The sequence below is a fragment of the Photorhabdus antumapuensis genome, from assembly GCF_020387775.1.
GTDB classification, from domain to species: domain Bacteria; phylum Pseudomonadota; class Gammaproteobacteria; order Enterobacterales; family Enterobacteriaceae; genus Photorhabdus; species Photorhabdus antumapuensis.
The window spans coordinates 69,259-85,373 of the sequence record NZ_JAHZMK010000012.1 but is presented as its reverse complement, the minus strand read 5'-3'; the positions used below and the strand labels follow the sequence as shown (position 1 = coordinate 85,373).

The 16,115-nt window shown below is 42.7% G+C and carries 18 protein-coding genes; 4 read left to right on the top strand and 14 right to left on the bottom strand.

Going from position 1 to position 16,115, the window contains the following annotated elements; translation table 11 throughout:
- The first annotated feature begins 16 nt into the window (after positions 1-16).
- Positions 17-418 carry a Cu(I)-responsive transcriptional regulator gene (gene cueR / locus KZ793_RS03885; RefSeq protein ID WP_118985066.1) on the top strand — a complete coding sequence of 134 codons (402 nt, stop codon included), beginning with the start codon at positions 17-19 and terminating at the stop codon, positions 416-418.
- Here the strand turns inward: cueR and KZ793_RS03880 are convergent.
- The 5 genes from KZ793_RS03880 to tesA form a co-directional block, all read right to left on the bottom strand.
- Positions 412-867 (bottom strand): NfeD family protein, encoded by a 456-nt coding sequence (locus tag KZ793_RS03880; RefSeq protein ID WP_225813684.1) that lies wholly within the window; start codon positions 865-867, stop codon positions 412-414. The genes cueR and KZ793_RS03880 overlap by 7 nt on opposite strands.
- Before the next feature lie 2 nt (positions 868-869).
- Positions 870-1,790, bottom strand: coding sequence for an SPFH domain-containing protein (locus tag KZ793_RS03875; RefSeq protein WP_225813682.1), 921 nt, complete (start codon positions 1,788-1,790; stop codon positions 870-872).
- A gap of 24 nt (positions 1,791-1,814) precedes the next feature.
- On the bottom strand, positions 1,815-2,672 hold the full coding sequence (locus tag KZ793_RS03870; RefSeq protein ID WP_225813680.1) for a co-chaperone YbbN: 858 nt from the start codon (positions 2,670-2,672) through the stop codon (positions 1,815-1,817).
- 68 nt (positions 2,673-2,740) lie between these two features.
- Positions 2,741-3,526 carry an SDR family oxidoreductase gene (locus KZ793_RS03865; RefSeq protein ID WP_225813678.1) on the bottom strand — a complete coding sequence of 262 codons (786 nt, stop codon included), beginning with the start codon at positions 3,524-3,526 and terminating at the stop codon, positions 2,741-2,743.
- A gap of 51 nt (positions 3,527-3,577) precedes the next feature.
- Complete coding sequence (gene tesA / locus KZ793_RS03860) at positions 3,578-4,210, bottom strand: multifunctional acyl-CoA thioesterase I/protease I/lysophospholipase L1 (protein WP_225813850.1); 633 nt, start codon at positions 4,208-4,210, stop codon at positions 3,578-3,580.
- On the opposite strand from tesA, the gene ybbA reads away from it, so the two are divergent.
- On the top strand, positions 4,181-4,867 hold the full coding sequence (gene ybbA, locus KZ793_RS03855) for a putative ABC transporter ATP-binding protein YbbA (protein ID WP_225813676.1): 687 nt from the start codon (positions 4,181-4,183) through the stop codon (positions 4,865-4,867). The genes tesA and ybbA overlap by 30 nt on opposite strands.
- Positions 4,864-7,296 (top strand): putative ABC transporter permease subunit YbbP, encoded by a 2,433-nt coding sequence (gene ybbP / locus KZ793_RS03850; protein ID WP_225813674.1) that lies wholly within the window; start codon positions 4,864-4,866, stop codon positions 7,294-7,296. The genes ybbA and ybbP overlap by 4 nt, the downstream gene beginning before the upstream one ends.
- Before the next feature lie 77 nt (positions 7,297-7,373).
- Here ybbP and KZ793_RS03845 read toward each other — a convergent pair whose 3' ends face one another.
- From KZ793_RS03845 to KZ793_RS03835, 3 genes are all read right to left on the bottom strand, one after another.
- Positions 7,374-8,429, bottom strand: a complete 1,056-nt coding sequence (locus tag KZ793_RS03845; protein ID WP_225813672.1) for an LLM class flavin-dependent oxidoreductase — start codon at positions 8,427-8,429, stop codon at positions 7,374-7,376.
- Positions 8,430-8,495: 66 nt separating this feature from the next.
- Positions 8,496-9,770 (bottom strand): MFS transporter, encoded by a 1,275-nt coding sequence (locus KZ793_RS03840; RefSeq protein ID WP_225813671.1) that lies wholly within the window; start codon positions 9,768-9,770, stop codon positions 8,496-8,498.
- 55 nt (positions 9,771-9,825) lie between these two features.
- Positions 9,826-10,713 carry an outer membrane protein OmpK gene (locus KZ793_RS03835; protein ID WP_225813669.1) on the bottom strand — a complete coding sequence of 296 codons (888 nt, stop codon included), beginning with the start codon at positions 10,711-10,713 and terminating at the stop codon, positions 9,826-9,828.
- Positions 10,714-11,597: 884 nt separating this feature from the next.
- On the opposite strand from KZ793_RS03835, the gene KZ793_RS03830 reads away from it, so the two are divergent.
- The gene (locus KZ793_RS03830) at positions 11,598-12,218 is read left to right on the top strand and encodes a riboflavin synthase subunit alpha (protein ID WP_225813668.1); all 621 of its coding nucleotides are present in this window, start codon (positions 11,598-11,600) and stop codon (positions 12,216-12,218) included.
- A gap of 126 nt (positions 12,219-12,344) precedes the next feature.
- Here the strand turns inward: KZ793_RS03830 and KZ793_RS03825 are convergent, their stop codons facing one another.
- From KZ793_RS03825 to ppiB, 6 genes are all read right to left on the bottom strand, one after another.
- On the bottom strand, positions 12,345-12,617 hold the full coding sequence (locus KZ793_RS03825; RefSeq protein ID WP_225813666.1) for a type II toxin-antitoxin system YafQ family toxin: 273 nt from the start codon (positions 12,615-12,617) through the stop codon (positions 12,345-12,347).
- 3 nt (positions 12,618-12,620) lie between these two features.
- Positions 12,621-12,857: a type II toxin-antitoxin system RelB/DinJ family antitoxin gene (locus KZ793_RS03820; RefSeq protein WP_225813664.1), complete on the bottom strand. Its 237-nt coding sequence runs from the start codon at positions 12,855-12,857 to the stop codon at positions 12,621-12,623.
- 102 nt (positions 12,858-12,959) lie between these two features.
- The gene (gene purK / locus KZ793_RS03815) at positions 12,960-14,042 is read right to left on the bottom strand and encodes a 5-(carboxyamino)imidazole ribonucleotide synthase (protein WP_225813661.1); all 1,083 of its coding nucleotides are present in this window, start codon (positions 14,040-14,042) and stop codon (positions 12,960-12,962) included.
- Positions 14,039-14,569 carry a 5-(carboxyamino)imidazole ribonucleotide mutase gene (purE, locus tag KZ793_RS03810; RefSeq protein ID WP_118985048.1) on the bottom strand — a complete coding sequence of 177 codons (531 nt, stop codon included), beginning with the start codon at positions 14,567-14,569 and terminating at the stop codon, positions 14,039-14,041. The genes purK and purE overlap by 4 nt, the downstream gene beginning before the upstream one ends.
- A gap of 148 nt (positions 14,570-14,717) precedes the next feature.
- On the bottom strand, positions 14,718-15,440 hold the full coding sequence (gene lpxH, locus KZ793_RS03805; RefSeq protein ID WP_225813660.1) for a UDP-2,3-diacylglucosamine diphosphatase: 723 nt from the start codon (positions 15,438-15,440) through the stop codon (positions 14,718-14,720).
- 10 nt (positions 15,441-15,450) lie between these two features.
- The gene (ppiB, locus tag KZ793_RS03800) at positions 15,451-15,945 is read right to left on the bottom strand and encodes a peptidylprolyl isomerase B (protein WP_225813651.1); all 495 of its coding nucleotides are present in this window, start codon (positions 15,943-15,945) and stop codon (positions 15,451-15,453) included.
- Positions 15,946-16,115 lie beyond the last annotated feature (170 nt).

The following is a 16,115-nucleotide window of genomic DNA, read 5'->3' as shown; positions in this document are numbered from 1 at the left end:
AGGTCAAGGGGAAAAAATGAACATTAGTGAGATTGCTCAAAAAACCGGTCTTACTAGCAAAGCTATCCGGTTTTATGAAGAAAAAGATCTGATTACACCGCCGGAAAGGGGGGATAACGGCTACCGTTATTATCAGCAGAAACATATTGATGAACTAACGCTGTTGCGTCAGGCGAAACAAGTGGGTTTTACGCTCGATGAATGCCGTGAGTTTTTAGTGTTATTTCGCAACCCCAATCGTCATAGTGCTGATGTAAAAGCGGCAACATTGCATAAAGTGACTGAAATAGAAAGGGCGATTGAAGAGTTGCAAAAAATGAGAAGTAAATTGTTATCTTTGGCGGAAGAGTGCCCCGGTGATGATGGGGCTGCATGCCCCATCATAGATCATTTATCAGGTTGTTGCTCTCATCACTGAGAACTGACTGGCTTTACTTTCAGGGTAATGCCATCAACAGCGATTACTTCTACTTCGGTATGGGCTGGTAGTTCACTATCACAGTGAACTCGCCAGCTTCCATCAGCCAGTTTGACCCGGCTGTAACCATTTTCAGTATCTGTAGTCAGTTTGGCTCGGATACCGATGAGCTGGTGGTCTTTCTGGTTCAGGGTATCGCTGCCTTTTGATGGGCGGCGACGTAACCAGTAGCGCCATAGCATTGCGGAAAGCAGCGTCAGAGTGGCAAACAAAATGCCTTGCCATTCCCAGTCTATTCCTGGTAGCAACCAGGTGACAAACGCAACAACGATAGCGGCTATACCCGTCCATAGCAGATAGCCGCCGGTTCCCAGAAGCTCTGCAATTAACAGTAAGCCGCCGAAAGAGAACCAGAGCCAAGGGGTTTGTGCCGCAATCTGTGCAATCATGGTTATTTACCTTTTTTGCTTTCGCCAATCAGTTCAGTAATACCGCCAATCGCACCCATTAGGTTGCTCGCTTCCAGAGGCATCATAATGACTTTGCTGTTATTGGAGGCGCCAATACTGGTCAGTGCATCCGTATATTTCTGGGCAACAAAGTAGTTAATTGCCTGCATGTTACCGTCAGCAATCGCATCGGACACCATTTTAGTTGCGCGGGCTTCCGCTTCGGCGGCACGTTCACGTGCTTCTGCCTGGAGAAATGCCGATTGACGTTCCCCTTCTGCTTTCAGAATTTGAGACTGTTTTTCCCCTTCTGCTTTCAGAATAGCTGCCTGACGGATACCTTCCGCTTCCAGAATATCAGCACGTTTTGTACGTTCTGCTTTCATCTGGGCATTCATGGAAGAGATCAACTCTTTTGGTGGACGCACATCACGGATTTCAATACGGGTAATTTTCACCCCCCAAGGGTTAGTGGCTTCATCAACAATATGTAATAGACGGCTGTTGATGGAATCACGTTGCGACAACATTTCATCCAGTTCCATTGAACCCAAAACGGTACGGAAGTTGGTCATCGTCAGATTGATGATAGATAGCTCAAGGTTGCTGACTTCATAAGCAGCCCGAACAGGATCGACAACCTGAATAAAGCAGACCGCATCAATGGTAACATTGGCATTATCGCGGGAAATCACTTCCTGTGAAGGAATATCCAGCACTTGTTCCATCATATTAATTTTACGGCCGATGCGATCGATAAAAGGGACGATAATATGCAAACCCGGTAATAAAGTTCGGGTATAACGGCCGAAACGTTCTACCGTCCATTGATAGCCTTGTGGCACTGTTTTTACGCAAGTAAAGACAATAACCACCGCAATAAATATCAGAATGGGTACGGCACCAAAAGCGAATAAATCCATAGCAATTCCTTACAATTAAATAAATCAGTAAAGCAGCGAGTAAACTTGGCGACGATATTTCGACGCTAAGGTATTACCGGTCCCCATTGCAGACATAATATCCATCATTGTTTTCCGTACTGCACCGTTGCCAGCAGAAAGGTCCTTTTTCAGGAAGCTGAGTAATAATTCCAGAGCTTCTTCATTACGGCTAACTTCGTGCAGTTTCAGCGCGAGCTTAACAGCCAGCTCTGCATTTTCCGGTTGAATGGCGAATTCTTGCTGCAATTGTTGGATCTCTGGTGTATCCGCCGCTTGCTTTTGTAACTCAATTTGAGCCAGTAAACTGTGATAATGAGTATCTTGATCCTGTAATGGAATAACACTCAAAATTTCCTGGGCCTCTTCTATATTATTGAGCATAATTTGCACTTTGGTCAACATAAGTGCAATTTCACTGTTTTTGGGGGCTAATTGCCAGGCTTCTTTCAATAACGGTAATGCTTCCTGATGTTTTCCTACTGCGATAAGCTCCTCAGCTTGAGCGGCTTTCAACTCTTCTGGCTTGGGTAATACGCGGGCAAGCATCTCTCTAATAACTTGTTCAGGTTGTGGCCCTTGAAAACCATCTACGGGTTGACCTTGCTGCATAATATAAACCGTAGGAATGGCACGTAAGCCAAACTGGGAAGCGACCATTTGTTCTTTATCGCAATCCACTTTTGCTAATATGAATTGATTTGCATATTCTGCTGCCAGTTTATCCAGTGTTACGCCTAATTCCTGACAATGAGGGCTACGTTCAGACCAAAAATAAAATAAAACAGGCACAGTCATAGACTGTTCAACGGTTTGATGCAGGTTGCTTTCGTTAACATTAATTCCAGTAGAGGTTGGTAACATATAATTAGTCTCTTAAATTTGGTTGTCGCAGGGTATGATTAAATAGATTGAGGTTATTTTCCTAACTTTCAAGTTGTACCACTCTGTTTACTCAATATCTTATCCATGACTCTCCCTGGCAAAATCCGGCGCATAATAGTGACTGCGTGGGTTACCCAAGTCACTGGATAACGTAATTTAGGGTTCGGACTTTCCAAAGCATGAATCAGTTTGCGCACAACAGCTTCGGGGGTTAGGGTAAAATGGCGGGCGATCCTGGAGTTTCTGACAGGTTTATCGCTTTGCGTTTGATTCACGTTTTCTGTAAAACGTGTTTTTATCGGGCCAGGGACAATCAGGCAAGCTTTAATTCCTGTTCCGGCTAATTCCATTCTTAACGCATCTGACCATGCTTCCAAGGCATATTTACTGGCAGAATAAGCACCGCGGCCTGGGGTTGAAATCAGTCCCATAACTGAACTGGTTTGGATAATACGGCCTTCACCATGAAGTTGCATTGCTGGAAGTAATAGACAGGTAAGTTGATGTGTACCAAATAGATTGGTAGAGAATTGCCGTTCCAGTTGTTCACGACTGATAGTATTGAGCGGGCCATAAATACCAAAGCCGCCATTATTAAACAGTCCGTAAAGACGGCCATTGGTTAGCCTGATGACTTCGGCGGCGGCGCGTTCAACACTCATTTTGTCATCAAGATCCAATTCGATAGGTTCCAGTCCTAACTCGCGCATGCGCTGTAAATCTGCGGGTTTCCGGCAAGCTGCTAAGACTCGGTAGCCTCGCTGATGTAGTGTTTTGGCCGCCACCAGACCAATTCCACTGGAACAGCCTGTGATAAGAACTGACTTTTGCATAACTTTAACCTATTTATAGACATCAATTTGTTGAAACTCATAGTGTACTACTTAAGAATAATTAAGATGTGCTGATAGTGTGTCAGACATCCAGTCGGCGATAAATGGTTGGGCGGCCAGATTAGGATGTAATCCGTCTTGTTGCACCCATTCCGGTTTAATAGCGACTTGTTCCATATAAAACGGGAGTAGAGGGATTTGATTGTGTTCTGCCAGTTTGGGGTAAATCTTGGCAAAAGATTCGGTATAACGGCGCCCATAGTTTGGTGGCAGACGGATCTGCATCAATAAAGGCTGAATATTGGCTTGTTTTACTAAAGCAATGATCTGTTGCAGATCTTGTTCTGTTTGTTGTGGGGGAAAACCGCGTAGTCCATCGTTGGCACCCAGTTCTATCAGTACCCAACGGGGTTTATGTTGTTTAAGTAATTCAGGTAGCCGTTCAAGGCCCTGAGCGGCGGTATTACCGCTGATGCTGCCGTTGATGACCGTGATTTTATTGCCAGATTTCTGCCACTTTTTCTCCATCAGAGCAGGCCATGACTGTTCAACAGGCAGATGGTAACCGGCACTAAGGCTATCACCGAGAATCAGAAGGGTATCAGCCGCAGTCGTTCTGGCGCTAAATAGCACCATCAGTAAAAGGAAAAGTAAATGGTAACGGGGAATATTCTTGAAGTTCAGCATCTCAGTAAGCACGTTGGTCAGGGAGGACATAAGATCGCTATATTGCAGGGAATCGAGTTGGTTGTCGAGTCGGCACAGACTATCGCTTTGGTGGGAGAATCGGGTTCGGGTAAATCCACATTGCTTGGCATTATTGCCGGGTTAGATGATGGCAGTGACGGTGAGGTTCGGCTGCTAGGGCATAATTTAAGCCAGATGAATGAAGAGAGGCGGGCGCAACTACGGGCTGAAAGTGTTGGTTTTGTTTTTCAGTCATTTATGTTAATTCCGACGTTAAACGCATTGGAGAATGTCCAGCTTCCTGCTTTATTACGTGGTGAGTCTGAAAATAGTAGTAGGAAACAGGCGGCTGAATTACTTGAACAACTGGGATTGGGGAAGCGTTTGAAACATATGCCAGCACAACTTTCTGGCGGTGAACAACAGAGGGTGGCATTGGCACGGGCATTCAGTAGCCAACCCAAAATTCTGTTTGCTGATGAGCCAACAGGTAATCTGGATCGGCAAACCGGTGATCGTATTGCTGATTTACTGTTTTCTCTGAATCGTGATTATGCCACAACATTAATTCTGGTGACTCATGACAGCCAGCTAGCTGCCCGTTGTCAACGTTGCTTGCGGTTGGTTGATGGAAAATTGAGGGAAGAACGATGATTTGGCGTTGGTTTTGGCGCGAATGGCGCACCCCTTCTTTACTGATTGTCTGGATATCTCTTACCTTGGCGGTAGCTTGTGTATTGGCGTTGGGGAGACTAAGTGATCGCATTGATCAAAGTGTTCATTACCAGAACCGGGATTTTCTGGCGGGTGATTTAGTCCTGCGTGCGGCTTATCCGGTCGATGATGAGTGGTTACAACAGGCGAAAAACCTGGGATTGAAATTGAGTCGCCAGCTCTCTTTCACCACGATGACTTATGCCGGGGACACTCCTCAACTTGCTAATGTAAAAGCCGCAGACCATGACTATCCATTGTATGGAGAGCTGGAAACCCATCCTCCAGGTTTGAAAGCGGAAAAAGGCACGGTGCTGGTCGCACCCCGTTTGCTTGAACTATTGAAAATCAAAGTGGGGGATAATCTCGATGTGGGTGATACCACGCTTAAGGTGAGCGGAGAATTAATTCAGGAACCTGACAGTGGTTTCAATCCCTTTCAGATTGCACCAAGGATTTTGATCAATCTTGATGATGCGCAATCTACGGGGGCGATTCAGCCTGGTAGTCGTCTGACTTATCGTTATATGTTTTCGGGTGATAAAGAAGCGGTTTATCAGTATCAGCAGCTCATTGATCCCCAACTTAAAGCTGATCAGCGCTGGTATACCTTGCAACAGGATAGTGGGGCGCTGGCAAAATCTATTGAAAGGGCACAGCAATTCTTGTTGTTATCGGCTTTGCTGACATTATTACTCGCTGTCGCTGCGGTAGCAGTATCAATGACTCACTATTGCCGTAGCCGCCATGATTTGATTGCTGTGCTTAAAACATTGGGTGCGGGGCGTTGGGCGCTGCGTAAATGGGTGATTGGTCAATGGCTAGTGATATTGATGGCGGCGGCGTTGGTGGGGACGCTTCTGGGATTGATGTTTGAATATCTGCTTGTGCGGATTTTGGCGCCTATGTTGCCGAAGACGTTACCAATAGCAGGATTCTGGCCGTGGATATGGGCGTTAGGCGCGTTATCTGTTATCGCCTTACTGGTGGGAATACGTCCGTACAAGCAGTTAATGGCAACCCAACCATCACGGGTGCTGCGTGATGATATTATCGCGCCTGTCTGGCCGTTGCGTTATTACCTGCCGTTGGCGGCATTAGTGATCATTAGTGGGTTGAGTCTGTTAGTTGGTACCAAGCCCATGTTATGGGCGCTACTTGCAGGCATGATGATGGTTGCGCTATTACTAGCCGTGTTTGGTTGGGGAGGATTGTGGTTATTACGTCATTTGAAACTCCGCCAACTCAGTTTTCGTCTGGCGGTTAATCGACTACTGCGGCAGCCGTTTCAAACAGTAGCTCAATTGGCGGCTTTCTCTTTATCATTTATGTTATTTGCTTTGTTGCTGGTGGTCCGGGGAGATTTGCTTGATCGTTGGCAGCAACAATTGCCACCGGATAGTCCAAACTATTTTCTGATTAATATGACTGGACAGCAAATTCCACAAATAGAACATTTGCTGGCTCAGTTTCAGGTTAAACCTACGGCATTCTATCCAGTGGTATTGGCCCGCTTGACGGAAATTAATGGTCAGTCAGCCATAGCGTGGGCAGAGGTCAGAGAATCGGATAGCAACACGGTGCAGCGGGAATTGAACCTGACATGGAAAGAGGAGTTACCCCCGTTTAATACCCTGGTGGCAGGTCACTGGCCGCCAAAGGCGGATGAGGTTTCTATTGAACAGGGTCTTGCAGAGCGTTTAGCAATCAAAATCGGCGATAAGCTAACATTTAGTGGTGATACACAGCAATTCAGTACCATAGTTAGCAGTATTCGACGGGTGGATTGGGAAAGCTTGCGGCCAAATTTCTTGTTTATTTTTCCAAAACAAGCATTAGAGAATCAGCAGCAAACCTGGCTGACTAGTTTCCATTATGAGGGAGATGGTCGCCTTCTGACGGATCTTAATCGTCAGTTTCCAACATTGAGCCTACTTGATACTGGCGCGATGATTAAGCAAATTCAGGGTATTTTGCAGCAGGTAAGTAAGGCATTGGAGGTCATGGTTGGGTTGGTCATGGTCTGTGGTGCATTACTGCTATTGGCGCAGGTTCAGGTCGGGATGCATCAACGGCAACTTGAACTGGTGGTTTACCGCACCTTGGGAGCCAGTAAGCAGTTACTGCGTTGTACGCTTTGGTATGAATTTGCTTTGCTTGGATTAATGGCGGGTTTTACTGCGGCACTGGGGGCTGAGGTTGCCCTCTGGTTGTTGCAGACCAAGGTATTTGATTTTCCGTGGCAACCAGAATGGCAGATGTGGCTGTTATTACCAATAATCAGTAGCTTGTTACTTTCATTGTGTGGGAGTTGGTTGGGGCTCCGATTATTACGGGGTACAGGATTACACCGGCGAGTTCAGGGGTAAAAGAGCAATCAGGGAATGGGTAAGCTTGTCAAGATGTGGTGAACCCATTCCCAGGCTTATTGGCCTATTATCGTTGTTTAAGTAAATTCTGCTCTAAGTTGTGGCAAGATTTTCTCGCCAAAAGTGGTCAACCCCTGAACATAATCAGGGAAGATCAACATAACCCCATTCAGTTCGCATTCACGTAATAAATCTGACAATTGTTTACGGCACGTTTCCGGGTTGCCAATAGCTGTGTGGGTCATAAAAGCATTTTGAGATCTTTCAACCATAGCATTACTTTTTTCGCCAACATCGACGCCAAAACTGTGCATCATGCTTTTAACTGCGTCGATATCCAGGCCATCTCGATAGAACTGAGCCAGAGTTTCAGCTTCTTCATCTGTTTCAGCGCAAATAATCGTACACATACAAAAGGTTTTGGTGGTGGTGCCGTATTCGGCTGCAAGACGTTTAGCCATCAGACTGATTTGTCGCGTTTCTTCTTCATCTTTACCACCAATGAAACACACATCGGTGTTACGTACACTAAAACGTAGCCCACATTCTGATTGACCGGCACAGACCAAATAAGGGCGTGGAACGGAAATAGGTTTAGGTTCAGAAACGCAATTCTTTAAATTAAAGTAGTCTCCCTGATGATTAACTTGCTTCTCACTCCAAAGCTGTTTGATCAATTGGGTCCACTCTTCGGTCATTGCGTAACGTTGATCGTGATCTAAATTGCTATCCCATTCCCCCATCTGTTCAAATTCGTCTTTGAATGAGCCAGAGACAATATTCAGCCCGGCGCGACCATGACTAATTTGATCCAGTGTCGCAATCATTTTGGCTGTTACAGCCGGATTATGCAGCCCGGCATGCATAGTTGCGATAAGCCGAGCATGATGAGTCACTTCGGCAATGCCAGCCATCATTGTAACGGATTCCAGCGAGCAGCCCCAATGCTCTGTTTCTCCACCAAAGCCGCGCCATTTACTCATGGACATAATGAAATCCAAACCAATTTGATCAGCCAGAATAGCTGCTTCACGGTTTTGCTGATAGGAAGCATCGAGTGGTGGCGTATTTTTTGAAATAATCCATCCGCCTTTTGCTATGGGTAGAAATACACCGAATTCTTTCTTTGCCATCATTAATTCCTTGTTTGCCTGTTATAAGTATAAGGAATGCCTTTTTAGGTTATTTTATTTTTAAATTCAGTTAAGCAAAGTATTGTTGTCAGAATGTTTCTGCACTATTTGTAGTGGTGGTTGCATCATAAATGTGACGATCAGAATGGTAAGCACCGGTACGGCAATAATGAGAAATGCGGGTGTAAAACTACCTGAGTAATCCTTAATGGCTCCCACCAGGAAAGGTGCGAAACATGCGATAGTGGAGATCAGATTCATCACCGAGAACAGTTCCAGGTAAGGCGTGCGTCCAAAATAATTGAACAGCAATATACTGGATGCTAGAAAAGTCATGCCATAACCGATGCCAATGCACAACGTGAATAGGATTAAAAATGTCCACGAGGTGGCGACACTGAGTGCGATAAGGCCACAGATAATTATCGACAGACTGCCGATAAGCAGTTTTTTGGGATCGAGCCATTCACCAACAGCGCCGCCTGCAAATCGTGAGAATGCGTTGATAAAAGCCAAAATACTGAGCGAGGAGGCGGCAACAGATTCACTGAATCCGTTTTCAGTAATATGGGCGACCGCAAAACTATTAACGGTTATCCCACATAGTAAAAAAGAAGTATAAGCGGCTGCAATGGCATAAAATTGCCAGGTGTGCAGTGCTTGCCGGACGTTCCATATTTCCTTGGTGCGATAGATACTGGAAGGGAGCTGGTCTTGTTGATTTTTACTAATTCTTTCAGCGTGGGCGTTTTCCTTTTTACCTTCGCGCATAAATAAAATGGTTAATAGACTGATCAGGGTGAGTGATATCCCGGATATTACCCAGTGCATACGCCAGTTTTCCCAGAATACTGTTGCCAGGAAATAGATCCACGGACCGACCACGCCCCCTAATCCACCGATGGTGAAATAGATACCAAAAGCCAGTGATTGTTTTTTAAAAAGTCGGCTAATGACATAAGTGCCGGGGACAGTCGCCATAAGACTAAAGCCGATCCCTAATAATGTGGTACCGGTAAAATAGGCCGCGATACTGTGGGTGTTATAGAGGATGTAAAAGCTGGTGATAAAGGTGAGCGTACCTATCAGTAAAGTGGCGCGGACGCCTGTACGACGAATAAACATTGCTGGAAGGTAACTGGACAGCCCACATGACAAGCCGAGTAAAGTGAATCCCAAACCTGCATCAGTCCAACTCCAGTGTAATTCCTTGATCATGCTAGGTAATACAACGCCTAGTGAGGTAAATGTAGTTGCGGTGACCAGAAAATAAACTAAACCCAAAAGTATCAGTAGGAGCCACTGATAAGTACGTCCGAACTGGTCATGTTGAATGGGCATCTTGACTCCATCAGGATAAAGGCTATTAAAAAATTTCTGATATTTTATTCAGATATCAGAAAAAACTATACCGAATAAAGATCCCATAGCTAAATTGATCGGTTCGATAATAAGGTGTATCTCTTATTTTGTATTTATTTTTTATTGGGTCCAGGACAATGCCAGTCCATAAATGACCAGGTTGATGACCAAGGGATTTTCCCAAATCATAGTGCAATTCTGGTTTGAAATCGATAGTTTCAGGTTGCCCATGTAAACCTAATGTATAATCAAAAGTACCGACAACCCGGAAATCACCTAAACGGTTATTGAAGGGAATTCCGTAGTCGATGTGGATTCGCTGATCATTCCAGCTTCCTTTGGCATTATTCTCAAAATAAAAAATTGTCCGTAACCAGCTAATCCAGCTAGCTTGCCAGTCAATACTGATGCCGGGGAAATAGTCGTAATCTATCCCCTTGGTTTTGGCAACCCATTGAGCGAACAAAATATCTTTTACCGGCCCAAAAGAGATATCATTACCAGTGACTTTACTCAAGCTCACTCTGGGGACAAATTTATAATAGTAGGTGCTCTTATCACCTTGATAATCACTTTGCAGTGAATTTTGCCAAATACTATAGACGTACATATCGCCGACACGGTAGTCGCCGAAAGCTTCTAAAATCGGTGAAATCGTTTTTTGGGGATCGACCCGATTTTCAAACTGCATATACAGGCTGGTATCAATAGATTGAAAATTAACAAAATGATTGGCTTGAGCTTGATTGATTGCTAACAGTAATAACAGTATTGAAGATAATCTGTACTTTTTTAATCTGGCGTCGATCCAATGCCGGACCATTGTCAGATAAGCGGTGCCAGAAAGTGGAAAAGAGAGCCCGGAAATGAAAAAATGCGGTGGACAATTTTTCGTATCGTGGGTTTTTAAAGCAAATAACACGAAGGTTCCCCTTTTCATACGGTATTGGGTTTATGGTGACTAACATTGATCTAATGAGGTGATTTTGTCAAAGGGAGATTTGATTTTATTGATAAAGGGGATAGAAAAATAAGATTATTTTAACTTTAAGTCATTTTTCAGTGTTAGTTATATATTGATTATTTAATTAACGATAGGTTTTTTATTTAACTTCGTGTTGCGAATTGGAAAATATACTGCTAATTAATCGGTTTTTAAATGGTCATGTAATTATGTCTGAATTCATTTGGTTTTATTTTTTATTAATAAATTGATATTTTCTTTAGTATAATTAATGATATTTTAAAATTGAAATTTAAATATCTAATATGATTGTTTGATTATTTTTCAATATAAATAAAAGTATTTTCTGTAATGTTTTACAAGGTGTTGTTAATTATTTTTAAATTATTTAAATGATAATGTAAGGTTGTTGTTAGATTATTTTTATGGTTTGTATATAATATAAATGGATTATAAATGAAATATTGTGACTTATGATTTTTATATTGAAATTTTTATTATCATATACTCTTATAATCAAGTGGGAGAGATTCAGAATGAAGTATTATAATAAGTTAAAAATACCTTTATATTGCAACTTTAGCCATATTTGATGATTATCAATTTAATAGTAAAAAATCATCAATTTCAAAAAAAACTTGATATAATAGAAAATCATAGAGCAGAGGAATTTATTGGCTTTTTAATATTTAATTTAAATCAATCACATATGAGATATTTAGTGAAATGGGTTAGGAAAATGTGGTTAACGACTTTAATAATTTTTTACTATAAATAAGTTAGTGAAAAACATAAAATTATTATGTAACAAGGCTATTTCTACTTAATAAAAGAGGGTGATTATGTATACTGGAATTGTGCAAGGAAAAGAAAACGTATTATCTCTTGAGAAAAGAGAGGGATTTAGTACATTGACCGTCAGTAATAATAACCATTTCTTTGATGATGTTTCTGTGGGGGCCAGTGTTGCGATTAATGGTACATGTTTGACTGTCACCCAATTTAACAACGATATCGTCTGGTTTGATATATCAGATTTTACGGCTGATGTGACCACATTAAAGTTTTTAAATGTGGGAGATGAAGTTAATATTGAAAGATCACATCAAATGAATAAAGAAAATGGTGGTCATAGTTTATATGGACATATTGAAGGCGTAGCAAAAGTCGTTGATTTTATTAAAACGGGTGAAACTTATCAATTAGTGATTAATATTCCTGGAGATAATATAAGATACTTTTTTCATAAAGGTTTTATTGGGCTGCATGGTTGTAGCTTAACAATCAATGGCATAAATGAAGATGACAAAACCATAGAGTTGAATTTAATTCCAGAAACGTTAAGGATTACTAATCTGGGTAATATTAAAGTTGGTGATTTACTTAATTATGAAATAGATCAAACAACGAGAACGATTATAGATACTATATCTAGATCGATTAATGCTAATAGATCAATATGATAATTGAAGGAACATAAATAGGTTGGAATGCAGAGCGATAAGCCTTACATTTTCCTATTTATGAGGAATTTTTTCAGTTAATTCGATAAAAAATAGCCCAAGGAGTTGGGCTATTAAAGATAAGTTTCACATCTTAAATAACTTTGCATGACTTCCGATCCGATATAAAATAACTTCTTGCTCAGTTTTCTTATAAATCAATAGGAGATCTGGTTTCCCATGACACTCCAGATACCCAATGTAATTCCCTTTCAATAAATGTTCTTTATATTCAGGAGGGAGGGGTTTTCCTGTAACGAGTAATTTTAATATAGTATCAACAATGACGAGAACTGATCTATCATGTTGATAAGGTTTTAAATCCTTTTTAAAAGCGGATGAATAGCGAATTTTTAGCATATTTTATTGGAAAATTTTATCCCAAAATGCATCTATGGTATCTACACTTGTACCGCCACCACTTTCCAACTCATGGATAGCTGCCTGTGTTGTAGCATTAGGAACATGGTGTGCTTTTGTTGCTCTAGTTAATACCAGACGCACAAAGCTAGACATGTCCAAGCTATTGTCGCGAGCGGCTTGTGCTACCGCATTTTTTAGCTCTTCAGAAATACGAACTTTTAGCGTGGCTGTATTCATATGTGCCTCTCTGTTCTCTTAATTTGTGTCCTTACTGTAGGACTATTGTGGACACAAATCAAGATAATCAGATCAATAAACAATGCCAGTGTCAGATGTTAGTTACATTAATTTTTCCTGCGCCCATTCAAGGCCACTCTGATATTCAGATGGCAACATGGGGATAAGTTTCTGCAATGTATTTTTTAATTCATTTTTATCAAAGTGAGAAAGATTAAGGTGACCCACTTTGCGTGCGGGGCGAACTTCTTTCTCATACCAATGTAAATGTACCAAGGGCAAACTAAGCCATTGTGTATTGATATCTGTACCAATCAAATTGATCATAACTGACGGCGCAGTGACTTCTGGCCGAGGTATGGGCAAATCCAGAATAGCACGGAGATGTAATTCAAACTGGCTGATAGATGCGCCGTTTTGAGTCCAATGACCACTGTTGTGAACGCGCGGTGCGAGTTCGTTGATCAGTAAATTATCATCGACAATAAAACATTCCATTGCCATCACGCCGACATATTTCAACTCGTGCATAATGGCTGACAACATACTTTCGGCTTGTTGTTGTAAATGGTAATGCTGTAAATGGCAATTTTCCTGAGGAGAGACAATACTGGCACGGAGAATGCCATTTTGATGCAAATTTTGCGCTAATGGGTAGAATACACAATCGCCATTCTTATTGCGGGCACCTACCAATGAAACTTCGCCAGAGAAAGGAATTGCTTGCTCAGCAATACATTCACCATAAATATCGGCGGGTAATTCTGTTTCATTTCCAGGACGAATACGCCATTGCCCTCGGCCATCATAACCACCAATGCGGCGTTTAACGATAACGAAATTACCGAGCTCAGAGAATAATTGCGGCCATTGGTTGGTATCAGACAATAATTGCCACGGAGCAGTTGCTAGCCCAAGGCTATCCATTAACTGCTTTTGTGGCAGACGATCAGCCAGACGGGGAAAAATATCTCGATTCGCGAAAGCCTTATGGCGGGCTAGTTCTTGGGTAAGGGCCGTTTCCGGCCAGCGCTCAATTTCAGCGGTAATAACGCTATTCTGATAAGGAACCGCTTCCGGTTCTGCATCCAGACCAACAGGGTAAACTGTGATGCCTAAAGGTTCTCCCGCCTGACGTAACATGCGACCGAGTTGACCATTACCTAATACACAAACTGGCTTCATGCTTCCTCCCGTGGATCGGGATTGTCGAGTACATCCTGAGTTTGTGTTTCACGCCAGTGGCTGAGGCGTTTCAGTAAATCTTTATCATGACGAGCCAGAATCTGTGCGGCCAATAGGGCTGCGTTTGCCGCGCCGGCTTTCCCAATCGCAAGCGTGCCGACAGGAATCCCTTTTGGCATCTGTACGATAGAGTAGAGACTGTCTACCCCATTCAGCGCAGCGCTTTGTACCGGTACGCCGAGAACCGGCACCAGCGTTTTAGCAGCCAGCATGCCAGGTAAATGAGCGGCACCACCGGCGCCAGCGATAATGACATCAAAACCATTTTGTTCAGCTTGGTGGGCAAAACTGAATAGTTTATCGGGCGTACGGTGAGCAGAAACAATTTCAACATGAAAAGGTACATTAAGAGAAATGAGAATATCAGCCGCGTGCTGCATAGTCGTCCAATCGCTTTTAGAACCCATGACAATGGCGATTTTGGCATTGTGTTGAGTTGTTCCTGCTAAATCAGGTTGGGCAGTCATAAATCAAATGCTCCTGTGCTTTAACGTCCACCAGAATGAAAATAACGCTTTAAGGCCGCGGATCATATCATGCTCACAAGCTAAGGAAAACGATTGCGTTACTTTATACTTTCATTAGTGATACCCGGATGTGGGTGTTCCTGGTTAATCAGAATGGGAAAGAGATGAGATCGATTGATTTATCCGTTATTTTGAACATTGATCCCTGATGATGCCATGCACCAAGTACACCACGGTAAACGGTTTTATCATGCAGAGGAATTTCATGTACAAAAGGGCGGTGGGTGTGTCCATGAATCATCCAGTCAGCTTGATACCGCTTAAAAGTGTCAATAATAGCTTGCTGGTTTACATCCATAATGGCTTCGGATTTTCTGCTGTTGACCGATTGGCTGTTTGCTCGCATTTTGACGGCAATTTTTTGACGGATAGACAGAGGTAATAATAGAAACAGACGTTGGATCCACGGGGTATGAACCCGCTTACGATATCGTTGATAACCTTCGTCATCAGTACACAAGGTATCGCCGTGCAGAATAAGCACTCGCTTACCGTACAGTTCCAGTACTTTTTCCTGTGGAAGCAATATGATGCCACTCTCTTTAGCAAAGCGCGAGCCGAGCAGAAAATCACGGTTACCATGAATAAAATAACAGGTAACACCTTGTTGTTGCACGGTTTTTAATGCGCTAGCGATTTCACGGTGGAGAGGGTTGTTATCATCATCGCCAATCCAGTAATCGAACAGATCGCCGAGAATATAGAGGCTATCTGCCTGAATAGCATCCTCACGCAAGAAACGCAGAAAACCGGCAGTGATTGCCGGTTCATGTTCGCTGAGATGTAAATCCGCGATAAAAAGTGTGCACATATACAGAGAATTATTCGCTGACGGTTACTTTTTCGATGATAACATCTTCGAGTGGTACATCTTGGTGCATCCCGCTGCGGCCGGTAGAAACGCCTTTGATTTTCTCAACAACATCCATACCTTCAATTACTTCGGCAAAGACGCAGTAACCCCAACCATCAGGGCGCTCAGAACGGAAGTTCAGGAAATCATTATCAACAACGTTAATGAAGAACTGCGCCGTTGCTGAGTGTGGATCGTTGGTGCGAGCCATTGCCAAAGTACCACGGTTGTTTTTCAGACCGTTATTGGCTTCGTTTTTGATAGCTGCATCAGTCGGCTTTTGTTTCATACCAGGTTCGAATCCACCACCCTGAATCATGAAACCGTTAATAACACGGTGGAAAATAGTATTATCGTAGAAGCTATTGCGGCAGTAGTTCAAGAAATTCTCAACAGTTACAGGAGCTTTATCGGCGAAAGTATTGATTACGATATCGCCAAAATTGGTATGGAAAGTCACCATAATTGAAATCCTAATAATAGTTTTGATTAACCCAGTTTAGGGCATTTGGACCAGGCGGCTTTTATATCACATCTACCATAATGAGTCAGTACCTATTAGTTTCAGTGGGCTATATTGATCGCCAACCTTGCAAAGCGCTTAATATCAGGTTTCAATATCCTATTGGACTA

Bases quoted from the DNA above. Each gene is read 5' to 3' on its own strand.
- KZ793_RS03825 (WP_225813666.1), bottom strand. From the start codon at position 12,617: ATGCTAAAAATTCGCTATTCATCCGCTTTTAAAAAGGATTTAAAACCT.
- KZ793_RS03840 (WP_225813671.1), bottom strand. From the start codon at position 9,770: ATGCCCATTCAACATGACCAGTTCGGACGTACTTATCAGTGGCTCCTA.
- KZ793_RS03820 (WP_225813664.1), bottom strand. From the start codon at position 12,857: ATGAATACAGCCACGCTAAAAGTTCGTATTTCTGAAGAGCTAAAAAAT.
- purK (WP_225813661.1), bottom strand. From the start codon at position 14,042: ATGAAGCCAGTTTGTGTATTAGGTAATGGTCAACTCGGTCGCATGTTA.
- lpxH (WP_225813660.1), bottom strand. From the start codon at position 15,440: ATGTGCACACTTTTTATCGCGGATTTACATCTCAGCGAACATGAACCG.
- KZ793_RS03830 (WP_225813668.1), top strand. From the start codon at position 11,598: ATGTATACTGGAATTGTGCAAGGAAAAGAAAACGTATTATCTCTTGAG.
- ybbP (WP_225813674.1), top strand. From the start codon at position 4,864: ATGATTTGGCGTTGGTTTTGGCGCGAATGGCGCACCCCTTCTTTACTG.
- ppiB (WP_225813651.1), bottom strand. From the start codon at position 15,945: ATGGTGACTTTCCATACCAATTTTGGCGATATCGTAATCAATACTTTC.
- KZ793_RS03865 (WP_225813678.1), bottom strand. From the start codon at position 3,526: ATGCAAAAGTCAGTTCTTATCACAGGCTGTTCCAGTGGAATTGGTCTG.
- cueR (WP_118985066.1), top strand. From the start codon at position 17: ATGAACATTAGTGAGATTGCTCAAAAAACCGGTCTTACTAGCAAAGCT.
- purE (WP_118985048.1), bottom strand. From the start codon at position 14,569: ATGACTGCCCAACCTGATTTAGCAGGAACAACTCAACACAATGCCAAA.
- ybbA (WP_225813676.1), top strand. From the start codon at position 4,181: ATGGTAACGGGGAATATTCTTGAAGTTCAGCATCTCAGTAAGCACGTT.
- KZ793_RS03875 (WP_225813682.1), bottom strand. From the start codon at position 1,790: ATGGATTTATTCGCTTTTGGTGCCGTACCCATTCTGATATTTATTGCG.
- KZ793_RS03845 (WP_225813672.1), bottom strand. From the start codon at position 8,429: ATGGCAAAGAAAGAATTCGGTGTATTTCTACCCATAGCAAAAGGCGGA.
- KZ793_RS03880 (WP_225813684.1), bottom strand. From the start codon at position 867: ATGATTGCACAGATTGCGGCACAAACCCCTTGGCTCTGGTTCTCTTTC.
- KZ793_RS03870 (WP_225813680.1), bottom strand. From the start codon at position 2,672: ATGTTACCAACCTCTACTGGAATTAATGTTAACGAAAGCAACCTGCAT.